Consider the following 22,340-nt stretch of genomic DNA (forward strand, 5'->3'; position numbering starts at 1 on the left):
CTGCCCCGTCGGGGCACCACCTCTGGTTGGGCCGGGCAGCGCTGGCGCGCTGCGGATGTATCGGCCGCGCTGGGCTGTGCCAAAGGTTTGTGATGATTTGATGATACGAAAATACCGGGGTTGCACCGGACCGCGCATTCAGGAAAGTTGAGCCATGGAATACACGCCTTTCCCAAGTTGGCCCGATGTCGCCCCTCGTTTGATCGCAGTTGCAGCCGGACGCGAGGCTGCGGATATGGTTATTCGCGGCGGCATTTGGGTGAACGTTCACAGTCGGGAGCTGTTGCCCGACCACTCTGTCGCGATTGCAGAGGGGCGCATCGCCTTTGTGGGGCCCGATGCCGACCATTGCACCGGACCGGATACACAGATCATCGACGCGCAAGGGCGCTATATTCTTCCGGGCCTGTGCGATGCGCATATGCATATCGAATCCGGCATGCTGACGCCTGCGGAGTTTGCTGCGGCGGTCATACCACATGGCACAACGTCGATGTTTACCGACCCGCATGAGATCGCCAATGTGTTGGGTCTGGACGGTGTCCGCATGATGCATGACGAAGCGATGATGCAGCCGGTCAATATCTTCACCCAGATGCCGTCTTGCGCACCGTCTGCTCCCGGGCTGGAAACCACAGGGTATGAAATCACGCCCCAGGATGTGGCCGAAGCGATGTCCTGGCCGGGGATCATCGGGCTGGGCGAGATGATGAATTTCCCCGGGGTGGTCCATGGTGACCCGAAAATGTTGGCGGAAATTGCCGCCACCCAGCGGGCAGGAAAGACAGTCGGCGGACACTATGCATCCCCCGATCTAGGGTCTAGTTTTGCCGCCTATGTTGCAGGCGGCCCCGCCGATGATCACGAAGGTACTTGTGAGGCAGATGCAATCGCCCGGGTGCGTCAAGGGATGCGGTCGATGATGCGGCTGGGCTCGGCCTGGTATGATGTGGAAAGTCAGATCACCGCGGTGACAGAAAAGGGTTTGGATCCGCGAAATTTCATTTTGTGCACGGATGATTGCCACTCTGCCACTTTGGTCAACGATGGGCATATGAACCGCGTGGTGCGCCATGCGATTGATTGCGGATGCGATCCGCTGATTGCCCTACAGATGGCGACGATCAACACCGCCACTCATTTCGGGCTGGAGCGTGAGATCGGCTCGGTCACACCGGGGCGTCGTGCCGATGTGATTCTGAGTTCGGATCTAACCAAGCTGCCCATCGAAACTGTCATCGCGCGCGGTCAGGTTGTGGCCGAGGATGGCGCGATATCAGTAGATTGCCCTCATCTGAACTGGCCGGACACTGCCCGCAAAACCGTCCATCTGGGCCACGCGCTGACCGAAACCGACTTTGAGATCGCCGCGCCCGCTGGTGCGAACCGAGTGCAGGCCAATGTGATTGGCGTCGTCGAAAACCAAGCACCAACCAAAGCGCTGAAGGTCGAACTGCCCATAATCGGCGGGTTGGTCGAGGCCGAAGACGGAGTGTGCCAGATCGCGCTGGTGGAACGCCATCAGGCGACTGGCGGGGTCACCAACGCCTTTGTCTCGGGGTTCGGGTATAAGGGTAAGATGGCCATGGCCTCGACCGTCGCACATGACAGCCACCATATGATTGTCGTGGGCACTGATCGCGACCAGATGGCGCTGGCGGCGAACCGGTTGGCCGAGGTGGGTGGCGGCATCGCCCTGTTCCGCGATGGCCAGGAACTGGCACTGGTGGAATTGCCGATCGCCGGCTTGATGTCGGACAGCCCCGCCGCTGAGGTTGCAACAAAGGCAGGCAAGATGGTCGAGGCGATGCAAGCCTGCGGCTGCGACCTCAACAACGCATATATGCAGCATTCCCTGCTGGCTTTGGTGGTGATTCCCGAATTGCGGATATCCGACCTTGGGTTGGTAGATGTGCGCAGTTTTGAAAAAATTGAACTTCTGGAACCACTGGCATGACAAAAATAATAACACACGAAGCCCTTAGCCCCGATAGTTTCACGGACCCTGTCGCCGCCGTCGCACGCCTGGAAGAGCTGTATACCAAGGCGACCGAATTCCTGTGCGAAAGCTTTTCGAAAGCGATGACCGAAGGCGCACCGTCCGAGCGGTATCGTGCCTATTACCCCGAGTTGCGGATCAAGACATCCTCATACGCGCAGGTCGACAGCCGACTTAGTTTCGGTCACGTGTCCGAACCCGGTACGCACGCGATTACTATCACTCGGCCTGATCTGTTTCGGTCCTATCTGACGCAGCAAATCGCGCTTTTGATCAAGAACCACGATCAGCCAGTTACTGTTGGCCTGTCGAAAACACCTATTCCCTTGCATTTTGCAGTTGCGAACAACACGGATCTGGCGGCGCTGAATCAGGGTCCGGCAGGGTTTACATTGCGCGATGTCTTTGATGTTCCGGACCTGAACACCACCAATGACGACATCGTCAACGGGGTCCACGAAAATGACGATGGCGTCGGGCCACTGGCGCTGTTTACGGCGCAGCGCGTCGACTACTCGCTTGCGCGATTGTCCCATTATACCGCGACCGACCCAAGCCATTTCCAGAACCACGTTCTGTTTACAAACTACCAGTTCTACGTTTCGGAATTCGAAAACTATGCGCGTGAGCAACTGGCCGACCCGAACAGCGGCTATACCAGCTTTGTCTCGACCGGAAATGTCGAGATTACGAAGTCAGACGAAGCACTGGAACAACCGCTGAAACTGCCGCAGATGCCGACTTATCATTTGAAACGCGCGGATGGGTCGGGGATCACGCTGGTCAATATCGGTGTTGGTCCATCGAATGCAAAAACCGCCACGGACCATATCGCCGTATTGCGCCCGCACGCCTGGTTGATGGTCGGTCATTGCGCCGGGCTGCGCAACACGCAAGCCTTGGGTGACTTTGTTCTGGCCCATGCATATCTGCGTGAAGACAAGGTTCTGGATGATGACCTGCCGGTCTGGGTTCCGATCCCACCACTGGCCGAGGTTCAGGTGGCATTGGAACACGCCGTGGCCGAGGTCACCGAGCTGGAAGGGTATGAGCTGAAGCGGATCATGCGCACGGGTACTGTGGCTTCGGTTGACAATCGCAACTGGGAATTGCGCGATCAATCCGGCCCGGTGCAGCGGCTCAGCCAGTCGCGGGCGATCGCACTGGATATGGAAAGCGCAACGATTGCTGCCAATGGCTATCGGTTCCGGGTTCCGTACGGCACTCTGCTCTGCGTGTCAGACAAGCCCCTGCATGGCGAATTAAAGTTGCCAGGCATGGCGTCGTCCTTTTATACAACTCAGGTCAGCCGCCATCTGGCAATTGGAATACGGGCGATGGAACACCTGCGTGGCATGCCGTTAGAGCGTTTGCACAGTCGGAAATTGCGGTCTTTCGACGAAACCGCCTTCCTCTGACGCAAAAAAGCAACGAATCCCCCATATTTTTAGGGCTTTTATCGCTACTATTCGTTGTGTTCGCCCACAATATACCGTTACAGTTACGCGGTGAGGCCCTATTTATCGGGCACGTTAAGGAGACCAAGAAATGGCAAAGCCTATGACTAAGACTCAGCTGGTGGCTGCTCTCGCTGACGAAATGGGAACCGACAAGAAAGCTGCGAACGCAGCGTTGGAGGCCATGACCGGCCTGATCACCCGCGAAGTTTCGGCCGGTGGTGCAGTGACCCTGCCCGGCGTCGGCAAAATCTACTGCCGCGAACGCCCCGAGCGCATGGTACGCAACCCCGCCACAGGCGAACAGTTCAAGAAAGAAGCGGACAAGGTGGTCAAGATGACCATTGCGAAAGCTCTGAAGGACAGCGTGAACGGCTGATTTCAGCTTTCATGACAAACGATTGAGGGTCGCTTTCGGGTGACCCTTTTTCGTTGGGATGTTAGAAAAAAGGTGCTGGCGAATTGCGTTGTCTATCTATCGTGTTGGTCCGCTTTGAGCCCAAAACTACGTAAGGAACTTGAAGGATCTGCAAGACTATTTAGAAAGTATCGCGTTTAGAGCAGAAATATCGGATGACGTTTTGGAAGAACTCGGCTTCTCAGATTGTATGGGTCCCGAACTTCGGGCGTTTGTCGAAGAACAGCTCGTTGCTGACTTAAATTGGTATTTACCGAGGCAACAGACATATCATCGATCTGACGTCCACTTTGATTGGTCGGAAAGCTGCGTTGAAGGCCATCGAACTCGTTGGCTCGACGGCGAAATTGAAAACTTTTCAGGTGTCGCTGTTCTTAACAATAACCGCGGGCTGATTGCCGAAGGGTGGATGGAGTTCATCGAAACTGAGGTTGGTCTTGAGGTGTTTTGGTGGTTCCTAACCGTTGCGGATCAGAGTGGGTTGCAGGGCAAAGAAACAAATACTGTGCCGAGCCATGTCTGGAACCGACTAAGCGCTGAAGTGCGCTTCCTGTGGAGAGATCATGCACCAAAGAAACCGCTTCCATGAGTTTCGGAAGGTCGGCTTTGTCCGCATAGCGGACAACTGCGATGGACGGCACAAAAAAAGGGCACCAAATGCGGTGCCCTTTTCAAGTTCTGATTGTGATGATCGGTCAGTGAACCGTCTCAACCTTGTGGAAGTCCAGGTCACGCCCCTCGGGCATCGAATCGATGCTCAACACCTCTTTGCGTTTGGTGATCAGGATAAAGACCACGCAGGCCAGATAGAGGCCGACGACAACCGCTCCGATCCACTGGATTTGCAGCCATTGGCTCTGGAACAGCAGGGTCAGGACAAACAACAATGCGACGTTACCGGCGACATAGGCTGCCTTGCCAAACCGCTCGACCGTCATGTTCAGGTTGTCGGTATAGAGCCTGATCAGCGAGTCCAGCGAGTTGATCACAAAGGTCACGCCCACGATCACCATCGCGATGTTGGTGATGCCTGCGGTGCTGATACCATTCAGGTGATAGTAGTAGAGAACGGTGAACCAGATCCCCAGCGGGATAGACGGGAAGATCAGCAGCGCCGCCAGCAGTTGCCAGGTTTTCAACCCGCCCACAAAGCGCGAGGTGAACTGGCCGATCATGATCGACCATGCAAACCACCAGAACAGGTAGAAGGCGTGATAGTCCGTCAGCGGCAGAACGAACTTGTGCAGGTTGGTGAAGTAGGCGCCGATATTGCTGCCGGTTTCAACGAAACCAGTCATGCCCATGCCTGCTGCGACCCACATTCCAAGGATCAGCGTCAGGAACAGGATGGTCGAACCAACCGACAGAATGCGCACATATTTCAGGTCGGTCGACGAATAGGCCGCCGCCAGAATGACTACGAACACGATGACATAGAAGGTTGTGACTACGGATTCGCCATCACCCACCTCGGGCAAGTAACCGGGCAGGTAGATCAGAAACAGGCTGGCGGTAAACGCGCAGGTGCCAATGATGACCACGTTGTTGATCACTTTGACCAATGGGATCTCAAAGAACTTCACGCGCGGCTCGATCACACAGAAGTAGAACGCCGTCAGGAAGTAGAAGGCCCAGATCAGAAAACCCCAGAAGCCGAACTCGATCGCCAACGGGTTGGCAAAGGCGTAGGCCGGGTCTTCGGCATAGCCACCGAACTCGGTCAGCGGGAACATGATCAGGCCGACATCCAGTCCGGATGTAAACAGGATCGCGATGAATGTGAACAAGTGAACCGGTGTCACGCCAACACAGCGCAGATCCCACCATTTCACAACGAAGAAGGCGACCAGACCCAACGCGAGCAGGACGCCAAAAGACAGTATGTACTCCAGAAGCACCGACAAACCTCCCTTGATATGTCAGATTTTACCAGAGCTATCTTTAATTGGCTGACCAATCAATAAAAACACAAGGACCGGTAAACTTGCAGGGCGGATGTGTCTTTTTTAACGCGCAACGCTTGCAGCTTTTTCCAGAATCGGGAACAGTCCGCGCGATGTGACAGGGGAGTCTCCATGGATCTGCGCGCTATAGCCATGGGGTTGGTATTTGCCCTGATCTGGTCATCTGCCTTCACTTCGGCGCGGATCATTGTGTCCGATGCATCGCCGTTGTTTTCGCTGGCTTTGCGGTTTTTGATATCGGGCATTCTGGGGGTTATTATTGCCCGTGCGATGGGTCAAAGCTGGCGGCTGACGCGACCTCAGTGGCGCGCCACCATTCTGTTCGGAATATGTCAGAATGCTCTTTATTTGGGTCTGAATTTCTACGCTATGCAAACGGTCGAAGCCTCTGTGGCTGCGATCATCGCATCGACCATGCCCCTGTTGGTGGCACTGATCGGATGGTTGCTCTTGGGTGAAAAACTGCGACCGCTCGGCTTGATCGGTCTGCTGGCTGGGTTCGCCGGTGTAGCGCTCATCATGGGCAGCCGGATTGGCGCTGGTGTCGATATGTTCGGCGTCGCGCTTTGCGGTATCGGCGCGTTGGCGTTGACCTTTGCAACTCTGGCCGTACGGGGGGCGACGTCTGGGGGGAACTTCATGATGGTAGTCGGGTTGCAAATGCTTGTGGGCTCAGCGGTCTTGTTCGTCGCGGCCCCGGTCTTTGAAACGATCTACATCCACCCGACAGTCCCACTGGTGCTGGCGTTTGCCTACACCACCTTATTTCCCGGTCTGCTGGCAACCCTCATCTGGTTCCTGCTGCTGGATCGGATCGGTGCAGTGCGGGCCGCCACCTTCCACTTTCTAAATCCGGTCTTTGGCGTCACTATTGCGGCGATCCTGCTTGGCGAAAAGCTGGGATCCCTGGACGCGATTGGCGTTGGTATTACGACGCTGGGCATTCTGGCCGTACAGTTGTCGAAACAGCCCGCTCAGGGCGACAAAGCTTCGGCCTGATTAGCTCATTGGCACCGGATCAAACGCACGACTGCGAGAGCCTTTTGAAATATGACTTTGCTTTCCGCGCCTGCACCCCCAAATATTGAACTAACACCGACCTGACGGAGGAGCCATGACCAACTACACCAAAGACCCCGAGGCCATTGCAGCCCTCTCGCCGGAAGAGTTCCATGTCACACAGCGCAGCGGCACGGAACGCCCCGGAACCGGCAAACATTTGGATAACAAGGAACCCGGTATCTATGTGGATATAGTCTCGGGTGAGCCCCTGTTCGCTTCGACACACAAATACGAATCCGGTTGTGGCTGGCCCAGCTTCACCAAGCCCATTGTCCACGAACACGTTGAGGAACTTCGGGATGCGACCTTGGGTATGATCCGTACCGAGGTGCGTTCGAAACATGCCGACAGTCATCTGGGCCATGTCTTCCCAGACGGCCCGCGCGAACATGGCGGGCTGCGCTATTGCATCAACTCAGCCGCGCTGCGGTTCATCCATCGCGACGAGATGGAGGCCGAAGGTTATGGCGAATATCTGAATCATGTGGAGGACATCCAATGACGGAACAACGCGCTGTTCTGGCCGGGGGTTGCTTTTGGGGCATGCAGGACCTCATCCGCAAGCTGCCCGGCGTCAACACCACTCGCGTCGGCTATACCGGCGGCGACGTGCCCAATGCGACCTATCGCAACCACGGCACCCACGCCGAGGGGATCGAGATCATTTACGATCCAGACCAGATTTCGTACCGGGATTTGCTGGAGTTCTTCTTCCAGATCCACGACCCAACAACCGTGAACCGACAAGGCAATGACAGAGGGATGAGCTATCGCTCGGCCATCTACTATGTGGACGACGCGCAAAAGAACGTCGCGCTGGACACGATCGCCGATGTGGACGCCAGTGGAATATGGCCGGGCAAAGTCGTGACCGAGGTCGAGCCGGTCGGGTCCTTCTGGGAAGCAGAACCTGAGCATCAGGACTATCTGCTCCGCATCCCGCATGGCTACACATGTCACTTCCCGCGTCAGGACTGGGTTTTGCCTAAACGCGCGGACGCAGCCGAATAACGCACCACCTACCCAGCCCCTCTCGGACGTTGAGGGGGGCTAGCCCGACGCAACCCTGGGTCGGCCGCTGGCTTCGACGGTTATCAACGCTTCGACAAACACGTCCTGCGCCTCGACCCGGGCGGTTTTGATGTCCCGGTCAACCACCACGCGGATGTCTTCGGCCCCGGCCTGTTGCACCGCGCCTTTTACTTCGTTCTTCAAAACAGTCTCTAACAAGGCCAATGCTTCATCCGATGCATTGAAATCCTGCGGCCCATCCTCCAGATGCACCCGGTATCGACCTTCAGACGGAGACGTGACAGTCCCCGATCGCCTTAGGGTCAGCCGCCCTACAACGGCCCCGATGGCATTCGCGACCCCGGCATGTTCGGGCAGGATCATCCGACACCGCAATTTCTCGCCCACGGCCGGATAGTAGCTAGGGGCCGATGCGCCCAGACCTACAACATCGACATTCAACGCCGCATCCAGTGCCAGTAGCCCCCGATGCTGTGCAAGACCGCGCTGCGTCAGAACATGTCGCGCCAACTCCTGTGGCGACATTCCGAAACTGTCGGCTTCTTCCGCAAAAGCGGTCTCTAACAAGGTTAAACTGGTTTGATTTGTCAGTTGGTCCACGATCATCTGTGCCAGCAGGACAGGCGATTTGGCCAACACATCGCCCGAGCCGACCCGCTTTCGGGCAAAAAGCTCTAGCGCCTTGCGCGCCGCATCTGCGTCCCACGCATCGAGCCCGCCCAAAACATGGCTTGCGTCAGATGGGGTGACGCCCGAAACCTGTACAATCCCGCGATCAACCAGCCGCGCCAGCGCACCGTTCTCCATACGTGTTCGCAACAGGCTGCTCAGCGGCATGACCTGATCACCAAGCCGGTCCAGCAAACCTTCTTCGCGAGGACCGACACCATCCACGTGAATACCCGGAACCCGGCGTGCAAACCGCGTGTCATGTTCGCCAACGGTTGTCGCGCGTAACTGCTGGTCCAGGATCGCATGCACGGCGTCGGGGGCCTCTGATGCAATCAAGGAAACCGGCAACACCCGGCGCGGACCCAGAAATACACCGCCGTCCAAGCCTTCAGTCACCACACGCACCTGACTGTCGCCGCCCAAACCGTGCGTGCGCATCGCCACAGCCTCGACCATCGTCCGAAATCCACCGACCTGCGCCCCCGCCGGGTCAATCGCCGGCTTGCCATCCCGGATCAACGCCACATCTGTTGTCGTCCCACCGATATCCGAGACCAACGCATTTTCAGCATTGGTCAACCAACGCGCGCCCACGATGGACGCAGCTGGACCGCTCAGGATCGTTTCAATTGGTCGCGCGCGCGCTTGTTCCGCGCTCATCAGCGCCCCGTCTCCACGCACCACCATCATTGGTGCCGCAATCCCCAGATCCCGCAACTGGTCCTGCGCGCGACCGATCAAACGATCGATCATCCCGATCAATCGCGCATTCAAAACGGCTGTCACGGCGCGTTTGGGACCGTTCAACCTGGCAGACAGGTGATGGGAACAGGTGACTGGGGCACCGGTCTTTTCCGTTATGACCCGCGCAGCTGCCAGCTCATGCGCCGGGTTACGGGTGGCGAATTGGGCCGCAACGGCAAAACCTGAAATACCCTTGTGAGAGTCTAAAAACGCAGTCAGCGCGGCGACATCCAACGGCGAAACTTCGGCACCTGCGTGGCTGTGTCCACCCGCGATGATCAGCGCCGGATCTCCCTTCAACGCATCCTTCAGCCCGTGCTTTTCCAGATCGCTGTCTTTGAAACCAATATAGATCAGGGCCACACGACCACCCTGCCCCTCGACCAAAGCGTTCGTAGCCAAAGTGGTCGAAAGCGATGCCATAGAAATCTGATCCGCCGACACCTGCGCGTCGTCCAACACCGCCGAGATCGCCTTGCCCACGCCGATCGCCAGATCCGCACGCGTGGTCAGGGACTTGGCCGAGGCGATCACCTCTGTCTCATCCCGGATCAGCACCGCATCCGTATAGGTTCCGCCCGTATCCACCCCCAAAGCCAAGGCCATCGGGTCCTCCTTTTATTCCTTGGAGATGGGTGTAGCGGTTTGAACCGACACGTCCAGCCTGTTTGCGGCACCTATGACAGTTGTTTCACTGCCCAGCGCGCTGCATCGGCCACAGTCGGATCCGGATCTTCGGTCAGCGCCTGCGCCGCGGGTCGCAAATCCGACGCGCCGGAATTGCCGATGGCATACAATACATTGCGCACAAACCGATCCCGTCCGATCCGCTTGATCGGCGAACCCGAGAATTTTGCACGAAACGCTGCATCATCCAGCTCGGCCAGTTCAGCCAGTGCTGGCGCCTTAAGATCATCGCGCGCCGCATAGCGGATATCGCTGGCCGCCACCGCAAACTTGTTCCAGGGGCACGCCGCCAGGCAATCGTCGCACCCATAAATCCGGTTGCCCATCTTCCTGCGCAGCTCTTCCTCAACCGGTCCTTTATGTTCGATGGTCAGGTATGAGATACAACGCCGCGCGTCCAACTGATACGGCGCAGGAAATGCATCTGTTGGACAGCTGTCCAAACAGGCACGGCATGATCCGCAATGATCCACTTCCGCACGATCCGATGGTAGGTCCAAAGTCGAAAAAACAGAGCCTATAAATATCCAGTTGCCCCAATCGCGGCTGACAAGATTGGTATGTTTGCCTTGCCATCCCAGCCCTGCCGCGTGACCCAGCGCTTTCTCCGGCACTGGTGCTGTATCGACAAACACCTTCACCTCACCTCCCGCCTCGGCGATGAGCCACCGCGCCAACCGTTTCAGGCGCTTCTTGACCAGATCGTGGTAGTCCTTGTTCTGTGCGTAAACTGAAATCGCCGCTTTGTCCGGGTATTTCAGTACCTCGGTCGGATCGTGTTCGGGTGTATAGCTCTCGGCTAGCATGATCACCGATTGTGCCTCAGGCCAAAGCGCTGCCGGATCACCGCGCCAGTGGGAGCGCTCTGCCATCCACCCCATCTGCCCATGATATCCGGCCTCAAGAAACGCATCCAATCGCGCAGGCACCTGCGGAACATCCCACGGCTTGCAAATCCGGCAGGATACAAAACCTTCGGATAAGGCCTGCTTTACAAGCCTGTCCTTCAAATCCGATCCGCACTTCATCTGGCCCAAAGTATCCTCAGGGGCGAATTGGCCCAAAGGGCCAAGAGGGGGCAGATAGCCCCCTGCTCGTCCATCCTATCAGAAATCCAAATCAGCGTAATGGGCCGGAGGGCGGAACGCTGGCACCTGATCCGCCAAGATCGACCGGAACGCCGGGCGGGATTTGATCTTGGCGTACCAATCCTTGACCGCCTGGCTGCGGTTCCAATCCACATCCGAGACATAGTCCAACGATGACAGATGCGCGGCCGCCGCAAAATCGGCCAGTGTCATTTGATCCCCTGCCAACCAGCGCCGTTGATCCAGCAGCCAGGCCATGTAGTCCAGATGATATTTGATGGCCTTAGCACCGGCTTTAACGTTCTTACTGTCAGGGTAGCCCTGACCGGTCACCTTCTTGTTGACCCGCTCATATAAAAGCTTCGACGTTACTTCGTGATGAAACTTATCGTCGAACCAACCAACCAGCCGACGCACCTCGAACCGGGCTTCGGGTTTTTTCGGCATCAGCGGGGGTTCTGGCCGAGTTTCCTCAATATATTCGCAGATGGCCGCGCTTTCGGACATGATCTGCCCATCCAAGCGCAGGACAGGCACTTTTCCAGCCGGGTTACGGCGCAGGAAATCCGGGTCTTGCTCCCAGTATTTTTCCTGGACCAACTCAACTTCTATCTTCTTCTCCGCCAGAGACAGACGAACCTTGCGGCAATACGGGGATAGGGGGACGTGAAACAGACGCGCCATGGATTTCCATTCGAACCAATATGTACCCTTCAGCTTTAGCCTTGCCGGGGTACAGGTTTCAATCCTCGAAACAATCCGCGCGACCATCTGCGCGGATGGTGGCCGCTCCATCCAATATGGCTGCGGCCCGCCTTCGGGTGCGAACAGACGGGTCCTTGACCGACCTGCTGCGAGGGGAAGGTAAGATCGCCGCAATGCGCGCCGCCTGAACCGGAGACAGCTTGGCGGCAGTGACATTGAAGTTATTTTGCGCCGCAGCCTCGACGCCAAATATGCCTTCACCGGTCTCGGCAACGTTCAAATAGACCTCGAGAATACGCTGTTTGCTCCAAAATATCTCGACAACCGGTGTAATGGATGTTTCCAGCGCCTTGCGGACATAGCTGCGACCTTGCCAGAGAAACACGTTTTTCACCACCTGTTGCGTGATCGTCGATGCGCCGCGCGACCCGCCATCTTCCAACGCATCGCGGATGGCATCGACGTCGAAGCCCCAATGCAAACAGAAATTTGCGTCCTCTGCCGCGACGACAGATCGTGCCATCATCGGAGAAATTTCCTCAATCGGCACCCAGTCCCGATCAACACGCCCCAGACGACGCCATTCCGACCAAATCGTATGTGTGACCGGCGGGTTAACGACCGTATAGAGCAAGACCAACCCGACCACAAACGCCACAGATGCCAGCGCGGCGCGCGTCACCCAACGGCGAATCTGCCCCACCAGTGGTATCTTCCTCTTGGATGCCTTGCTTTTTTTACCGCGTGACTTGCGGGCTGCTTTCTTTGCCATATCCCTGCTATACGACGCATGCCGCGCGTTTGGAACGGCCTAAATTTCGATTGCCCGGGCCTCGCGCGGTTGCACCACAGGGCGCGCCGTCTCTGGCAACATGGGTCGACGCGCACGCAGTTCAGGGAACAACTGCAGGATTTCCATCTGAGTGTCGCGCTCAGGCTGCAGCACAGCATGACCAGGGTAATAGCTTTCGCTTTTTGCCCCATTGGCAAAGATGATTTCATGTCGGGCGAAAAGCAGGTGAATATACTCAACCTCTCCACCCTCGACCCGCGTCACAGTATCACCATTGACCAGGCAATGAGCCGCGACAAGCACTTCGGAATAGCCAAACAGATATTGCGCCCGCCAGTCAGCGATCAGCATCCTGTGCTGAGGCGACACCAGCAACGGCTCATCCAGCCCGAGTATTCCCGCGTCGATCCTGACAGGTGCAAATTTACCCTCGGCCAGAACAGTCGTCTTACCAATCCACAGCAGTGGTTGTGCCCCGTTGTCGGCGGTGTCTACCAGATCGCCAGCCATCAACTCTTCAATAGGTCGCAAGCCGTCGGGTGTCGCAATCAGAGTGCCTGGCGTAAAGCAGGGCGGCCCCAAATCAGTCGTTACATCGAGCGGCCCTTGAGTGTTGACGAATGTGGAAGACACAAACGTGCCAGGTTGCAGTACTTGGCCATCCGTCGGCGTGAAAACCCGTGTGCCGTCCGCTAGATAGAACGTCGTACCAGTATATGTGATGTTTCCAACACCGGTCACATTCATCGTTACTGTGTCGCCGGGCCACGAGGCAGTTACATCCTGACCGTTGACTGTGTCGCCACTTGGTGCGTCGATTTCATCGTCGTTGTCCACGTCGTCTAGAATGAACTTGTCGACGGTTACAAACGTACCTCCGGCAGGTGGATTCGCGGGGTCAAACGAATAAAACTGATCGAGGTATGTCGCCACAAAACTGCTCCAACTGGATACCCAAACGGATCCCGAGGTTAACCGGTAAACATCTACAAGATGTCAACGCTTTTTGTCCGAATTGTGGAGGTTGAAAAAAGGGCTACGGAAGTTTTGCAAAACCGTGCCTCGCTTGCAACAATAGCATGCGAGGCCCTTGATTGTGTCAGCGTTTACTCAGCCGGAACGGCCTCAGCTTCGGCACTCAGCGGATAGCTGAGCTTGTTGAGCATTTCTTTAGGGCAAACCTGCAGGAAGTGGCCGCTTTCTACGTCCCAGTGTTGCAGGATATCCGCCGCCTTTCGACTTCCGGTCTCGTCCGCATGGCGCCTGATCAGAGATTTCAGCTGATCGTGCCAATGATCCACGGTTACCGGACACGTCACCAGTGTTTCCATGTTCATCAGCAATTGCGCTTTGCCGTCCGGGTCATAGAGATACGCCATACCTCCGGTCATCCCGGCGCCGAAGTTTGCGCCAATTTCACCCAGGATAACGGCAATACCACCAGTCATGTATTCACACCCGTTCGAGCCGCACCCTTCGACCACCACTTTGGCGCCCGAGTTGCGGACAGCAAACCGCTCGCCGGCCCGACCTGCGGCAAACAAATGGCCGTCGGTCGCGCCATACAGAACCGTGTTGCCGATGATGGTGTTGTCATCCGCTTTCAGCGGGCTGACCTGCGGCGGACGCACAACAATCGTGCCACCGGACAGGCCTTTGCCGACATAGTCGTTCGCATCGCCCGACACCTCAAGCTTCAGCCCCGGCGCTGCAAAGGCGCCCAGGGACTGACCTGCCGAACCTTGCAGTTTCACATGCAAGTGGTCCGGCTGGAACGTGTTCCGCATGCCGAAATTCTGCACAATATGGCTGGAGACGCGCGTACCAACGGTCCGATGCGTATTCTGCACGGCATAGGACAGCTGCATCTTTTCACCGTCTTTCAGGAAGCGCGCTGCATCGCGGACGATTTCGGCGTCCAGTGTATCGGGTACCGCATTCCTCTCTTTGTCGCGGTTATAGACAATGTCATGCGCACCATCGACGGTAATCAGTAGTGGATTGAGATCCAAGTCGTCCAGATGCGCAGACCCACGGCTGACCTGAGCCAGCAAATCAGCCCGACCGATGATCTCGTCAACAGACCGTGCGCCGAGGCTGGCCAGCAGCTCGCGGACTTCCTGAGCGTAGAAGGTGATCAGGTTGACCACCTTGTCTGCATTGCCGGTGAACTTGGCACGCAGAGAGTCGTCTTGCGTACAGACGCCAACCGGGCAGGTGTTCGACTGGCACTGACGCACCATGACACAACCCATTGCGATCAGCGCGGCGGTGCCGATACCGTATTCCTCGGCCCCCATCATCGCGGCCATGACGATGTCACGACCGGTGCGCAAACCACCATCGGTCCGCAGGGTCACGCGATCGCGCAGGTTGTTCATCGCCAGAACCTGATGCGCCTCGGTCAGACCCATTTCCCACGGCAGTCCGGCATATTTGATGCTGGTTGCAGGCGATGCCCCGGTGCCGCCATTGTGCCCCGAGACCAGGATCACATCCGCCTTGGCCTTGGCCACACCGGCCGCGATCGTGCCGACGCCCGAGGACGCCACCAATTTCACCGTCACTTTGCAGCGCGGATTGATCTGTTTCAGGTCATAGATCAGCTGCGCCAAATCCTCGATCGAGTAGATGTCGTGGTGAGGCGGCGGCGAGATCAGCGTCACGCCTTTGGTCGAGTGACGCAGACGCGCGATCAGGTCGGTGACCTTCATGCCGGGCAGCTGACCGCCTTCACCGGGTTTCGCACCCTGGGCGACCTTGATTTCAAGTTCTTCACACTGGTTCAGGTATTCGGCTGTCACACCAAACCGGCCCGAGGCTACTTGTTTGATCTTGGCAGATGGATTGTCGCCGTTGGGCTCCGGCACAAAATGAGCCGGATCTTCACCACCCTCGCCCGAGTCGGATTTCGCACCGATCCGGTTCATCGCTACATTCAGCGTTTTATGTGCCTCGGGCGACAACGCCCCGAGAGACATACCCGGTGTGACGAACCGCTTTCGGATCGAAGTGATGGATTCCACCTCTTCAATCGGCACCGGCTTACCCAGGGGTTTGAAATCCATCAGGTCGCGCAAATGGATCGGCGGGTTCGATTGCATCTTGGCCGAATACTGCTTCCACAGCTCATATGAGGCTCTGTTGCAGGCCATTTGCATCATGTGCATCGAGGTTGCTTCCCACGCATGGGTCTCACCCGATTTACGCGCTTTGTAGAAACCGCCGATGGGCAGAACATCCAGGCCGCTGTCCCAACCCTTGGCATGGATCTCTTCGAGCTTGGATTGAATGCCAGTCACACCAATGCCAGAGATCCGGCTGGTCATACCTGGGAAATACTCGGCCACCATGGCTCGGCTGAGGCCAACAGCCTCGAAATTCAGACCACCGCGATAGGACGAAATCACCGAAATGCCCATCTTGGCCATAATCTTCAGCAGGCCCTGGTCAATTGCATCACGATAGCGCGCGACGTTTTCAGACAAACTGCCATCCAACAGGCCGCGATCGATCCGATCCGCCAGAGAATCCTCGGCCAGATAGGCGTTCACAACTGTCGCCCCACAGCCAATCAGAACAGCGAAGTAATGCGGATCCACACATTCCGCCGCGCGTACATTAAGCGAGCAGAAGGTTCGCAAACCCTGGCGCGTCAGATGCGAATGCACCGCACTGGTCGCCAGGATCATCGGCATGCCAACGCGACACTCACCTGAATTCATGTCCGACAGCACCAAATGCCCAGCGCCGGACCGCACAGCTTCTTCTGCTTCGGCTCTAACACGGGCTAATGCGGTGCTTAGCGCGCCTTGACCGGGTTCAAAGCTGCAGTCGATTTCTGCCAGAGGTGCGTTGAAGTTTTCGACCAGTTTGTCCCATTGTGCGTTGCCCACGAACGGGCTCTCCAGAACGATGATTTCGGTCTGGCTGCTGTCTTCGTCCAGCACGTTCTTAAGATTCCCGAAACGTGTTTTCAGCGACATAACGCGGTATTCACGCAGGCTATCGATCGGCGGGTTCGTCACCTGACTGAAGTTCTGGCGGAAGAAATGGCTGAGTGGTCGATATTGCTTGGAAAGAACTGCCGATGGGGTGTCATCGCCCATCGAAGCCAGAGCCTCTTTGCCGTCTTCAGCCATAGGGGCAAGGATCTGTTCCAGTTCTTCGACTGAATATCCAGCTGCAATCTGACGCTTGCGCAACTCGGCGCCTGAAAAGATCGGGGTTTCAGCGATGCCGCCTAAGATGTCATCCAGATCGTTGATCTTGCCAACCCATTCACCAAACGGCAGCGCACGGGCCAGCTTGTCCTTGATTTGCTTGTCGCGGAACAGCTTGCCCTTCTTCATGTCCACGGCCAGCATCTGCCCGGGGCCAAGCGCGCCTTTTTCCGCCACGGTGGCTTCATCAATCGGCACCATTCCAGCCTCGGATCCGGCGATGACAAGACCGTCGCCCGTCACCACATATCGCATCGGGCGTAAGCCGTTCCGGTCCAGACCGGCGCAGACCCAGCGACCATCCGTCATGGCCAGCGCGGCCGGGCCATCCCAAGGCTCCATCACCGAGTTGCAGTAGGAATACATGTCGCGCCACGCCTGTGGCAGCTCAACGGCCTGCTTAGACCAACTTTCCGGCACCATCATGGTTTTGGCCATCGGGGCAGAACGTCCGGCGCGCACGAGAACTTCGAAAACAGAGTCTAATGCGGCGGAATCCGACGATCCACCCGGGATGATTGGTTTGATATCTTCTGCAAAATCTCCGAAAGTCCCGCTTGCCATACGGATTTCGTGGCTTTTCATCCAGTTGATATTGCCCTTCAGAGTGTTGATCTCACCGTTGTGGGCCAACATCCGGAAGGGCTGAGCCAGCCACCACTGCGGGAAGGTGTTGGTCGAATAGCGCTGGTGATAAATCGCAAAGGCGCTTTCAAAGCGTTCATCCATCAGGTCGGGGTAGAAGACCGCCACCTGTTCAGCCAGCATCATACCCTTGTAGATAATCGAGCGGCAGGACAGTGACGCCAGATACAGGCCGGAAATCCCCGCAGCCATGGCGGCCTTTTCGATGCGACGACGGATAACATAAAGCTCACGCTCAAAGGTGTCTTCGTCAACACCTTTGGTATTCGAGAGCAGGATTTGCTCGATTTCCGGGCGGGTCGCGTTTGCTTTTTCGCCCAGGCACGTCACATCGACGGGCACATGACGCCAACCGTAAATGTAGTAGCCCATGCGCAGAACCTCGGTTTCCACGATGGTTCGGCAATGCTCCTGCGCGCCAAAATCGGTTCGCGGCAGAAACACCTGACCGACGGCAATCAGCTCGTCCAGATTGGGCTCGTGCCCTGTACGGCGAATTTGGTCATAGAAGAACTGAACCGGGATTTGCACGTGAATGCCGGCGCCGTCGCCGGTCTTTCCATCCGCATCCACAGCACCCCGGTGCCAGATCGCCTTGAGCGCGTCGATACCTGCATCGACAACCTTGCGGCTTTTTTTGCCGTCGACCGACACAACAAGGCCAACACCGCAAGACGAATGTTCTTCGTCTTCAGAATACAGGCCGTTTTCGGCCATCCACTTGCGCTTGGTTTCCTCAGCCCGCACCCAATCGGCATCATATTTGGTCATTGGCTGTCTCCTTCTGCCGGCAGGGCATACATGGCTTCGACCTCGGTTTGGGTCATTTGACGGCGTTCACCTGCGAACGCGTACCCTTCGGGTTTTTTGTCGATGTAGAGTTCAAGCTTCAGCGCACTTCCGGTGCCATTATCGAACAACCCGGCGGCCATCTGGGTCTGGCCATGCATCTCGCCCGGCAGCGTGATCCGGTACCACAACGCAGATCCACAGTCTGAACAAAAGGCGCGTTCGGCCCAGTCCGACGACGTGAACGTTTTGACTGGCCCCAAGGCGGCGTATCCCGGCTCGGCCGGGAAGGTCACCAGCATCGAGCTGGTCCAGCGGCGGCACATGTCGCAATGGCAGGCGCCCAGCGCCTCTTTCGCGGGGGTCGCAGTCACTGTAACCGCGCCACACATGCATTGACCTTGCAATTCGGGCATTTCAGAACCCTCCTGTCGCTGAGCTGTTGCTTATTCCGCTGCGACGGCAGCTTTGGCGTTGAACCGGTCGATTATGGCTTCAGCACAGTCGCGACCGTCGCGGATGGCCCAAACCACCAAAGACGCACCGCGCACAATGTCACCAATGGCATAGACGCCGTCCATTTCCGTCTCGCCGGTTTGGAATGCGGCTTTGACGGTGCCCCAACGCGTAACCGGAAGGTCGGGCTGACCAAAAAGTGTTGGCAAATCTTCGGGTTCAAACCCCAGCGCCTTGATTACCAGATCAGCGTCTTCCACGTAGTCAGCACCGTCGATCACCTCGGGCGCCTGACGACCGGTGGCATCGGGCTGACCCAGCCGCATTTTCTGCACCATCACTCCCGAGACTTTCGCGTCACCCGTGAATCCCTTGGGCGCGCTCAGCCATTCAAAGATTACGCCTTCTTCCTCGGCGTTCTGGGTTTCGCGCAGCGATCCGGGCATGTTGGCTCGGTCGCGGCGGTAGAGACATTTGACCGATGTCGCACCCTGCCGGACCGAAGTACGTACGCAATCCATCGCGGTGTCGCCACCACCGATAACCACCACCTTCTTCCCTTCGGCGTTCAAGCGGCCATTGTCGAAATCCTCGACAACATCACCAAAGCTTTTGCGGTTCGAAGCGGTCAGGAAATCGATCGCTTTTTCAATCCCGGCCAGACCGCTGCCGGGCATGGTCAGATCGCGGGATTTGTAAACGCCCGTCGCAATGATCACCGCAACATGTTTGGCGCGGATTTCGTCGAACTTGGCTGCGTCAACGTCGCAGTTCAGCACAAATTCAACCCCGCCATCTGCCAGCAGGTCATTGCGCCGTTGCACGATATCCTTTTCCAGCTTGAAGCCGGGAATGCCATACATCAACAGCCCGCCCGCGCGATCATGGCGGTCATAGATCGTAACCTGAATACCCGCGCGGCGCAGTAAGTCTGCTGCCGCCAACCCACCTGGTCCGCCACCAATGATGCCGACGCTTTCCGGTCGTTCGGCAGACGGCTGCGCAGGCTTCACCCAGCCTTTGTCCCAGGCTGTGTCGGTGATGTATTTCTCAATAGTTCCGATGGTCACCGTGCCATGACCTGATTGCTCGATCACGCAATTGCCTTCGCACAACCGGTCCTGCGGGCAGATACGCCCGCAGATCTCAGGAAATGTATTGGTGGCCTGACTGGTCTGATACGCCTCTTCCAATCGCCCGGTCGCCGTCAGGTTCAGCCAATCGGGGATATTGTTGTGAAGCGGACAATGCGTTTGACAATAGGGAACACCACACTGGCTGCAGCGGCTGGCCTGTTCAGCGGCTTTTTCGGCGGCGAATTCGGCGTAGATCTCGTCAAAGTCTTCCTTGCGGTCATTGGCGGCACGCTTTTCGGGCATGACGCGGTCGATCTGCACAAATTTCAGCATCGGTTGCTTGGCCACGGCTCTGACTCCATGAATTGGCTTGGTCGGATCTGTTTAAGGGATGGGTTTTCGGATGAAAAGTCAATACTACTGACATAAATACTAAAAAGTCTGATGCTCATGGCATTTGAGCGAAAAAACACCGTAGTTTTAGTTCCGAATCGGACCTTTATGGGTGCTTTCCTTTTCGGCAGGACACTTATACCCAAGAAACGCGAATAACGCGTGACGGCAGCACGGCAGGGCAGATGAGTCTCTTTCAATTGATTCTCGTGGCAATAATTCAGGGAATTACTGAGTTTTTGCCCATATCTTCGTCGGGCCATCTTATCCTGTTGCCCAGCCTGACTGGCCTCGCGGATCAGGGCCAGGCCATCGATGTGGCAGTGCATGTCGGCACCCTGGGTGCAGTTGTGCTGTACTTCTGGTCAGACGTTAAACAAGCCATAACCGGCTTGCCGCGGGCACTGACCGGGCGCACGGATACGCCACAAGCGCGCTTGGCCCTTGGTTTGATCGTCGCCACGATTCCAACAGTGATTGCCGGCCTGATTCTCCATGTGACGGGCCTTAGCGCGGCCCTGCGTTCGGTCGCTGTCATCGGTTGGACGATGCTGGGCTTTGGCCTTGTTCTGTATTGGGCGGATCAGAAAGGAAAGCAAACCAAAGACGCCAGAGATTGGGGCCTGCGCGATGCTGCCGTCATGGGGCTTTGGCAGGTTCTGGCACTGATCCCCGGGACGTCACGGTCTGGCATCACCATCACCGGCGCCCGCCAGCTGGGGTATTCCCGCGAAGACGGAGCCCGGATTGCCATGCTCATGTCGATCCCAACTATCATAGCTTCGGGTGTTCTCTTATCTGTGGACGTGGCGCGTCAGGCAGATGCCCAGTTGGCCAAAGACGGTGCAATCGCCGCCGTATTCGCCTTTGTATCCGCCCTGTTGGCCCTATCCCTGATGATGCGCTTGTTGCGCAGTGTCAGCTTCACGCCTTACGTCATCTATCGCGTCATACTGGGCATCGTTCTATTGGTGATCGCCTATAGCTGATCAGGTTCGCAGGTTTCCCGCCGAATTCTGGATGTCATCATACTGACCAGAAGGCCGGAATTTCCACAGATACTCTGGCAACACTGATTCAAGCGTTGTGGGCTCGATCCCCAGATCCTCAAAGGTTTTCGCGTCCTCCGACACGACATTGTCGTGACGCAGATTCTTTAGCTGATCCCGTGTCAGGATATGGTTGGGAAATAGCTGGAAACTGACGAATTTCAGGATATCCAGCATCCCGGCCATGATCCGAGCAACCCAGAATGGCATACCAATAATGACCCTGTGGCGGTGAATCACGGCAAGCATCTGTTGCATCAACGCCCGGAAAGTTTTCACCTCGGGACCACCCAACTCATAAACCCCTGCTTCAGCCTGCCCAAGCACACCTTTCACTGCGGCTTTTGCGATATCATCTACGTAGACCGGCTGGAATTTTGTCCCAGCACCAACCAGAGGCAAGACAGGTGCCATGCGAGTCATACCAGCAAACCGATTGAAGAACTGGTCTTCGGTCCCGAAAATGACGGATGGGCGCAGGATCACCGCGTCAGGCATATGCGCCAGCACTCCGGCCTCACCATGTGCCTTTGTTTGCGCGTATTCACTGGCGGCCTCTGCGTCCGCACCAATAGCCGAGATATGAACCATGCGAGCAATACGCTGCGCCGCCGCTAGCCGGGCGATCCGCTCGGCGCCGTCCGCTTGTACAGCATCAAACTCGTTTTTGCCCACCTCATTCAGCACGCCCACACAATTCACAACCGCATCTGCGCCCCGCATCGCCAGCGCGACCGAAGCGTCATCGCGAATGTTACACAAGACCGGTTCGACCTGACCCACAACGCCATAGGGTTTGACAAACATCGCCTCATTCTGGCGCCGCACTGCGACCCGCACGCGCCATCCCTCGTTCGCCATGCGCCGCGCAATGTAGCGACCGACAAAACCCGATCCGCCATAAATCGTGACCAGTTTGGACATGAGAGGGCTCCTGCTCAGTAGTTGCGCCTTAGAACTAACGCTCAGACGACCTTGGAACAAGGCGCTAATTCGCCGCGCGAACGCTGGCAAATGCGACCTCGGCCGCTGTACGCGCCCTGCCTTCTGAGCGATTCAAAAAACTTTCGAGAAACCATCCGAATCTG

18 protein-coding genes are annotated in these 22,340 nt (G+C 57.0%); 8 read left to right on the forward strand and 10 right to left on the reverse strand.

Annotated features, from left to right (window positions below):
• Positions 1-154: 154 nt before the first annotated feature.
• From ade to ACR0BU_RS10970, 4 genes are all read left to right on the forward strand, one after another.
• Positions 155-1,957, forward strand: coding sequence for an adenine deaminase (gene ade / locus ACR0BU_RS10955; protein ID WP_480737549.1), 1,803 nt, complete (start codon positions 155-157; stop codon positions 1,955-1,957).
• Positions 1,954-3,417, forward strand: a complete 1,464-nt coding sequence (locus ACR0BU_RS10960; protein WP_299890429.1) for an AMP nucleosidase — start codon at positions 1,954-1,956, stop codon at positions 3,415-3,417. The genes ade and ACR0BU_RS10960 overlap by 4 nt, the downstream gene beginning before the upstream one ends.
• 130 nt (positions 3,418-3,547) lie before the next feature.
• Complete coding sequence (locus ACR0BU_RS10965; protein WP_298935767.1) at positions 3,548-3,835, forward strand: HU family DNA-binding protein; 288 nt, start codon at positions 3,548-3,550, stop codon at positions 3,833-3,835.
• A 139-nt stretch (positions 3,836-3,974) separates the two neighbouring features.
• Positions 3,975-4,463, forward strand: coding sequence for a hypothetical protein (locus ACR0BU_RS10970; protein WP_480737547.1), 489 nt, complete (start codon positions 3,975-3,977; stop codon positions 4,461-4,463).
• Positions 4,464-4,569: 106 nt separating this feature from the next.
• On the opposite strand, the gene ACR0BU_RS10975 is transcribed toward ACR0BU_RS10970, so the two are convergent.
• A complete protein-coding gene (locus tag ACR0BU_RS10975) occupies positions 4,570-5,766 on the reverse strand; it encodes a BCCT family transporter (RefSeq protein ID WP_480737570.1) in 1,197 nt (398 codons plus the stop codon).
• Positions 5,767-5,949: 183 nt separating this feature from the next.
• Here ACR0BU_RS10975 and ACR0BU_RS10980 point away from each other — a divergent pair, with 183 nt between their 5' ends.
• The 3 genes from ACR0BU_RS10980 to msrA all read left to right on the forward strand — a co-directional run bounded on the left by ACR0BU_RS10980 (position 5,950) and on the right by msrA (position 7,911).
• Entirely contained in the window at positions 5,950-6,837 is an 888-nt protein-coding gene (locus ACR0BU_RS10980) for a DMT family transporter (RefSeq protein ID WP_480737546.1), read from the forward strand.
• Positions 6,838-6,952: 115 nt separating this feature from the next.
• Positions 6,953-7,402, forward strand: a complete 450-nt coding sequence (msrB, locus tag ACR0BU_RS10985) for a peptide-methionine (R)-S-oxide reductase MsrB (protein ID WP_299890435.1) — start codon at positions 6,953-6,955, stop codon at positions 7,400-7,402.
• Positions 7,399-7,911 carry a peptide-methionine (S)-S-oxide reductase MsrA gene (gene msrA, locus ACR0BU_RS10990; protein ID WP_298935771.1) on the forward strand — a complete coding sequence of 171 codons (513 nt, stop codon included), beginning with the start codon at positions 7,399-7,401 and terminating at the stop codon, positions 7,909-7,911. The genes msrB and msrA overlap by 4 nt, the downstream gene beginning before the upstream one ends.
• A 39-nt stretch (positions 7,912-7,950) precedes the next feature.
• Here msrA and ACR0BU_RS10995 read toward each other — a convergent pair whose 3' ends face one another.
• The 8 genes from ACR0BU_RS10995 to ACR0BU_RS11030 all read right to left on the reverse strand — a co-directional run bounded on the left by ACR0BU_RS10995 (position 7,951) and on the right by ACR0BU_RS11030 (position 20,158).
• Positions 7,951-9,954 (reverse strand): hydantoinase/oxoprolinase family protein, encoded by a 2,004-nt coding sequence (locus tag ACR0BU_RS10995; protein WP_480737544.1) that lies wholly within the window; start codon positions 9,952-9,954, stop codon positions 7,951-7,953.
• 71 nt (positions 9,955-10,025) lie between these two features.
• A complete protein-coding gene (queG, locus tag ACR0BU_RS11000; RefSeq protein WP_480737542.1) occupies positions 10,026-11,063 on the reverse strand; it encodes a tRNA epoxyqueuosine(34) reductase QueG in 1,038 nt (345 codons plus the stop codon).
• Positions 11,064-11,141: 78 nt separating this feature from the next.
• A complete protein-coding gene (gene fzlA / locus ACR0BU_RS11005) occupies positions 11,142-11,807 on the reverse strand; it encodes an FtsZ-binding protein FzlA (protein ID WP_299081412.1) in 666 nt (221 codons plus the stop codon).
• Positions 11,808-11,865: 58 nt separating this feature from the next.
• On the reverse strand, positions 11,866-12,600 hold the full coding sequence (gene mtgA, locus ACR0BU_RS11010) for a monofunctional biosynthetic peptidoglycan transglycosylase (RefSeq protein WP_299081389.1): 735 nt from the start codon (positions 12,598-12,600) through the stop codon (positions 11,866-11,868).
• A 39-nt stretch (positions 12,601-12,639) separates the two neighbouring features.
• Positions 12,640-13,554: a Hint domain-containing protein gene (locus tag ACR0BU_RS11015; protein ID WP_299081386.1), complete on the reverse strand. Its 915-nt coding sequence runs from the start codon at positions 13,552-13,554 to the stop codon at positions 12,640-12,642.
• 173 nt (positions 13,555-13,727) lie between these two features.
• Positions 13,728-18,260 carry a glutamate synthase large subunit gene (gene gltB / locus ACR0BU_RS11020; protein WP_480737539.1) on the reverse strand — a complete coding sequence of 1,511 codons (4,533 nt, stop codon included), beginning with the start codon at positions 18,258-18,260 and terminating at the stop codon, positions 13,728-13,730.
• A complete protein-coding gene (locus ACR0BU_RS11025; protein ID WP_299890446.1) occupies positions 18,257-18,694 on the reverse strand; it encodes a GFA family protein in 438 nt (145 codons plus the stop codon). Before ACR0BU_RS11025 ends, gltB begins: the two co-directional genes overlap by 4 nt.
• Before the next feature lie 30 nt (positions 18,695-18,724).
• Positions 18,725-20,158 (reverse strand): NAD(P)-dependent oxidoreductase, encoded by a 1,434-nt coding sequence (locus tag ACR0BU_RS11030; RefSeq protein ID WP_299081377.1) that lies wholly within the window; start codon positions 20,156-20,158, stop codon positions 18,725-18,727.
• Positions 20,159-20,388: 230 nt separating this feature from the next.
• On the opposite strand from ACR0BU_RS11030, the gene ACR0BU_RS11035 reads away from it, so the two are divergent.
• The gene (locus ACR0BU_RS11035; RefSeq protein WP_480737537.1) at positions 20,389-21,192 is read left to right on the forward strand and encodes an undecaprenyl-diphosphate phosphatase; all 804 of its coding nucleotides are present in this window, start codon (positions 20,389-20,391) and stop codon (positions 21,190-21,192) included.
• Here the strand turns inward: ACR0BU_RS11035 and ACR0BU_RS11040 are convergent, their stop codons facing one another.
• Complete coding sequence (locus ACR0BU_RS11040) at positions 21,193-22,176, reverse strand: complex I NDUFA9 subunit family protein (protein ID WP_480737535.1); 984 nt, start codon at positions 22,174-22,176, stop codon at positions 21,193-21,195.
• Positions 22,177-22,340 lie beyond the last annotated feature (164 nt).

The sequence above is a fragment of the Ruegeria sp. CK2 genome, from assembly GCF_056536585.1.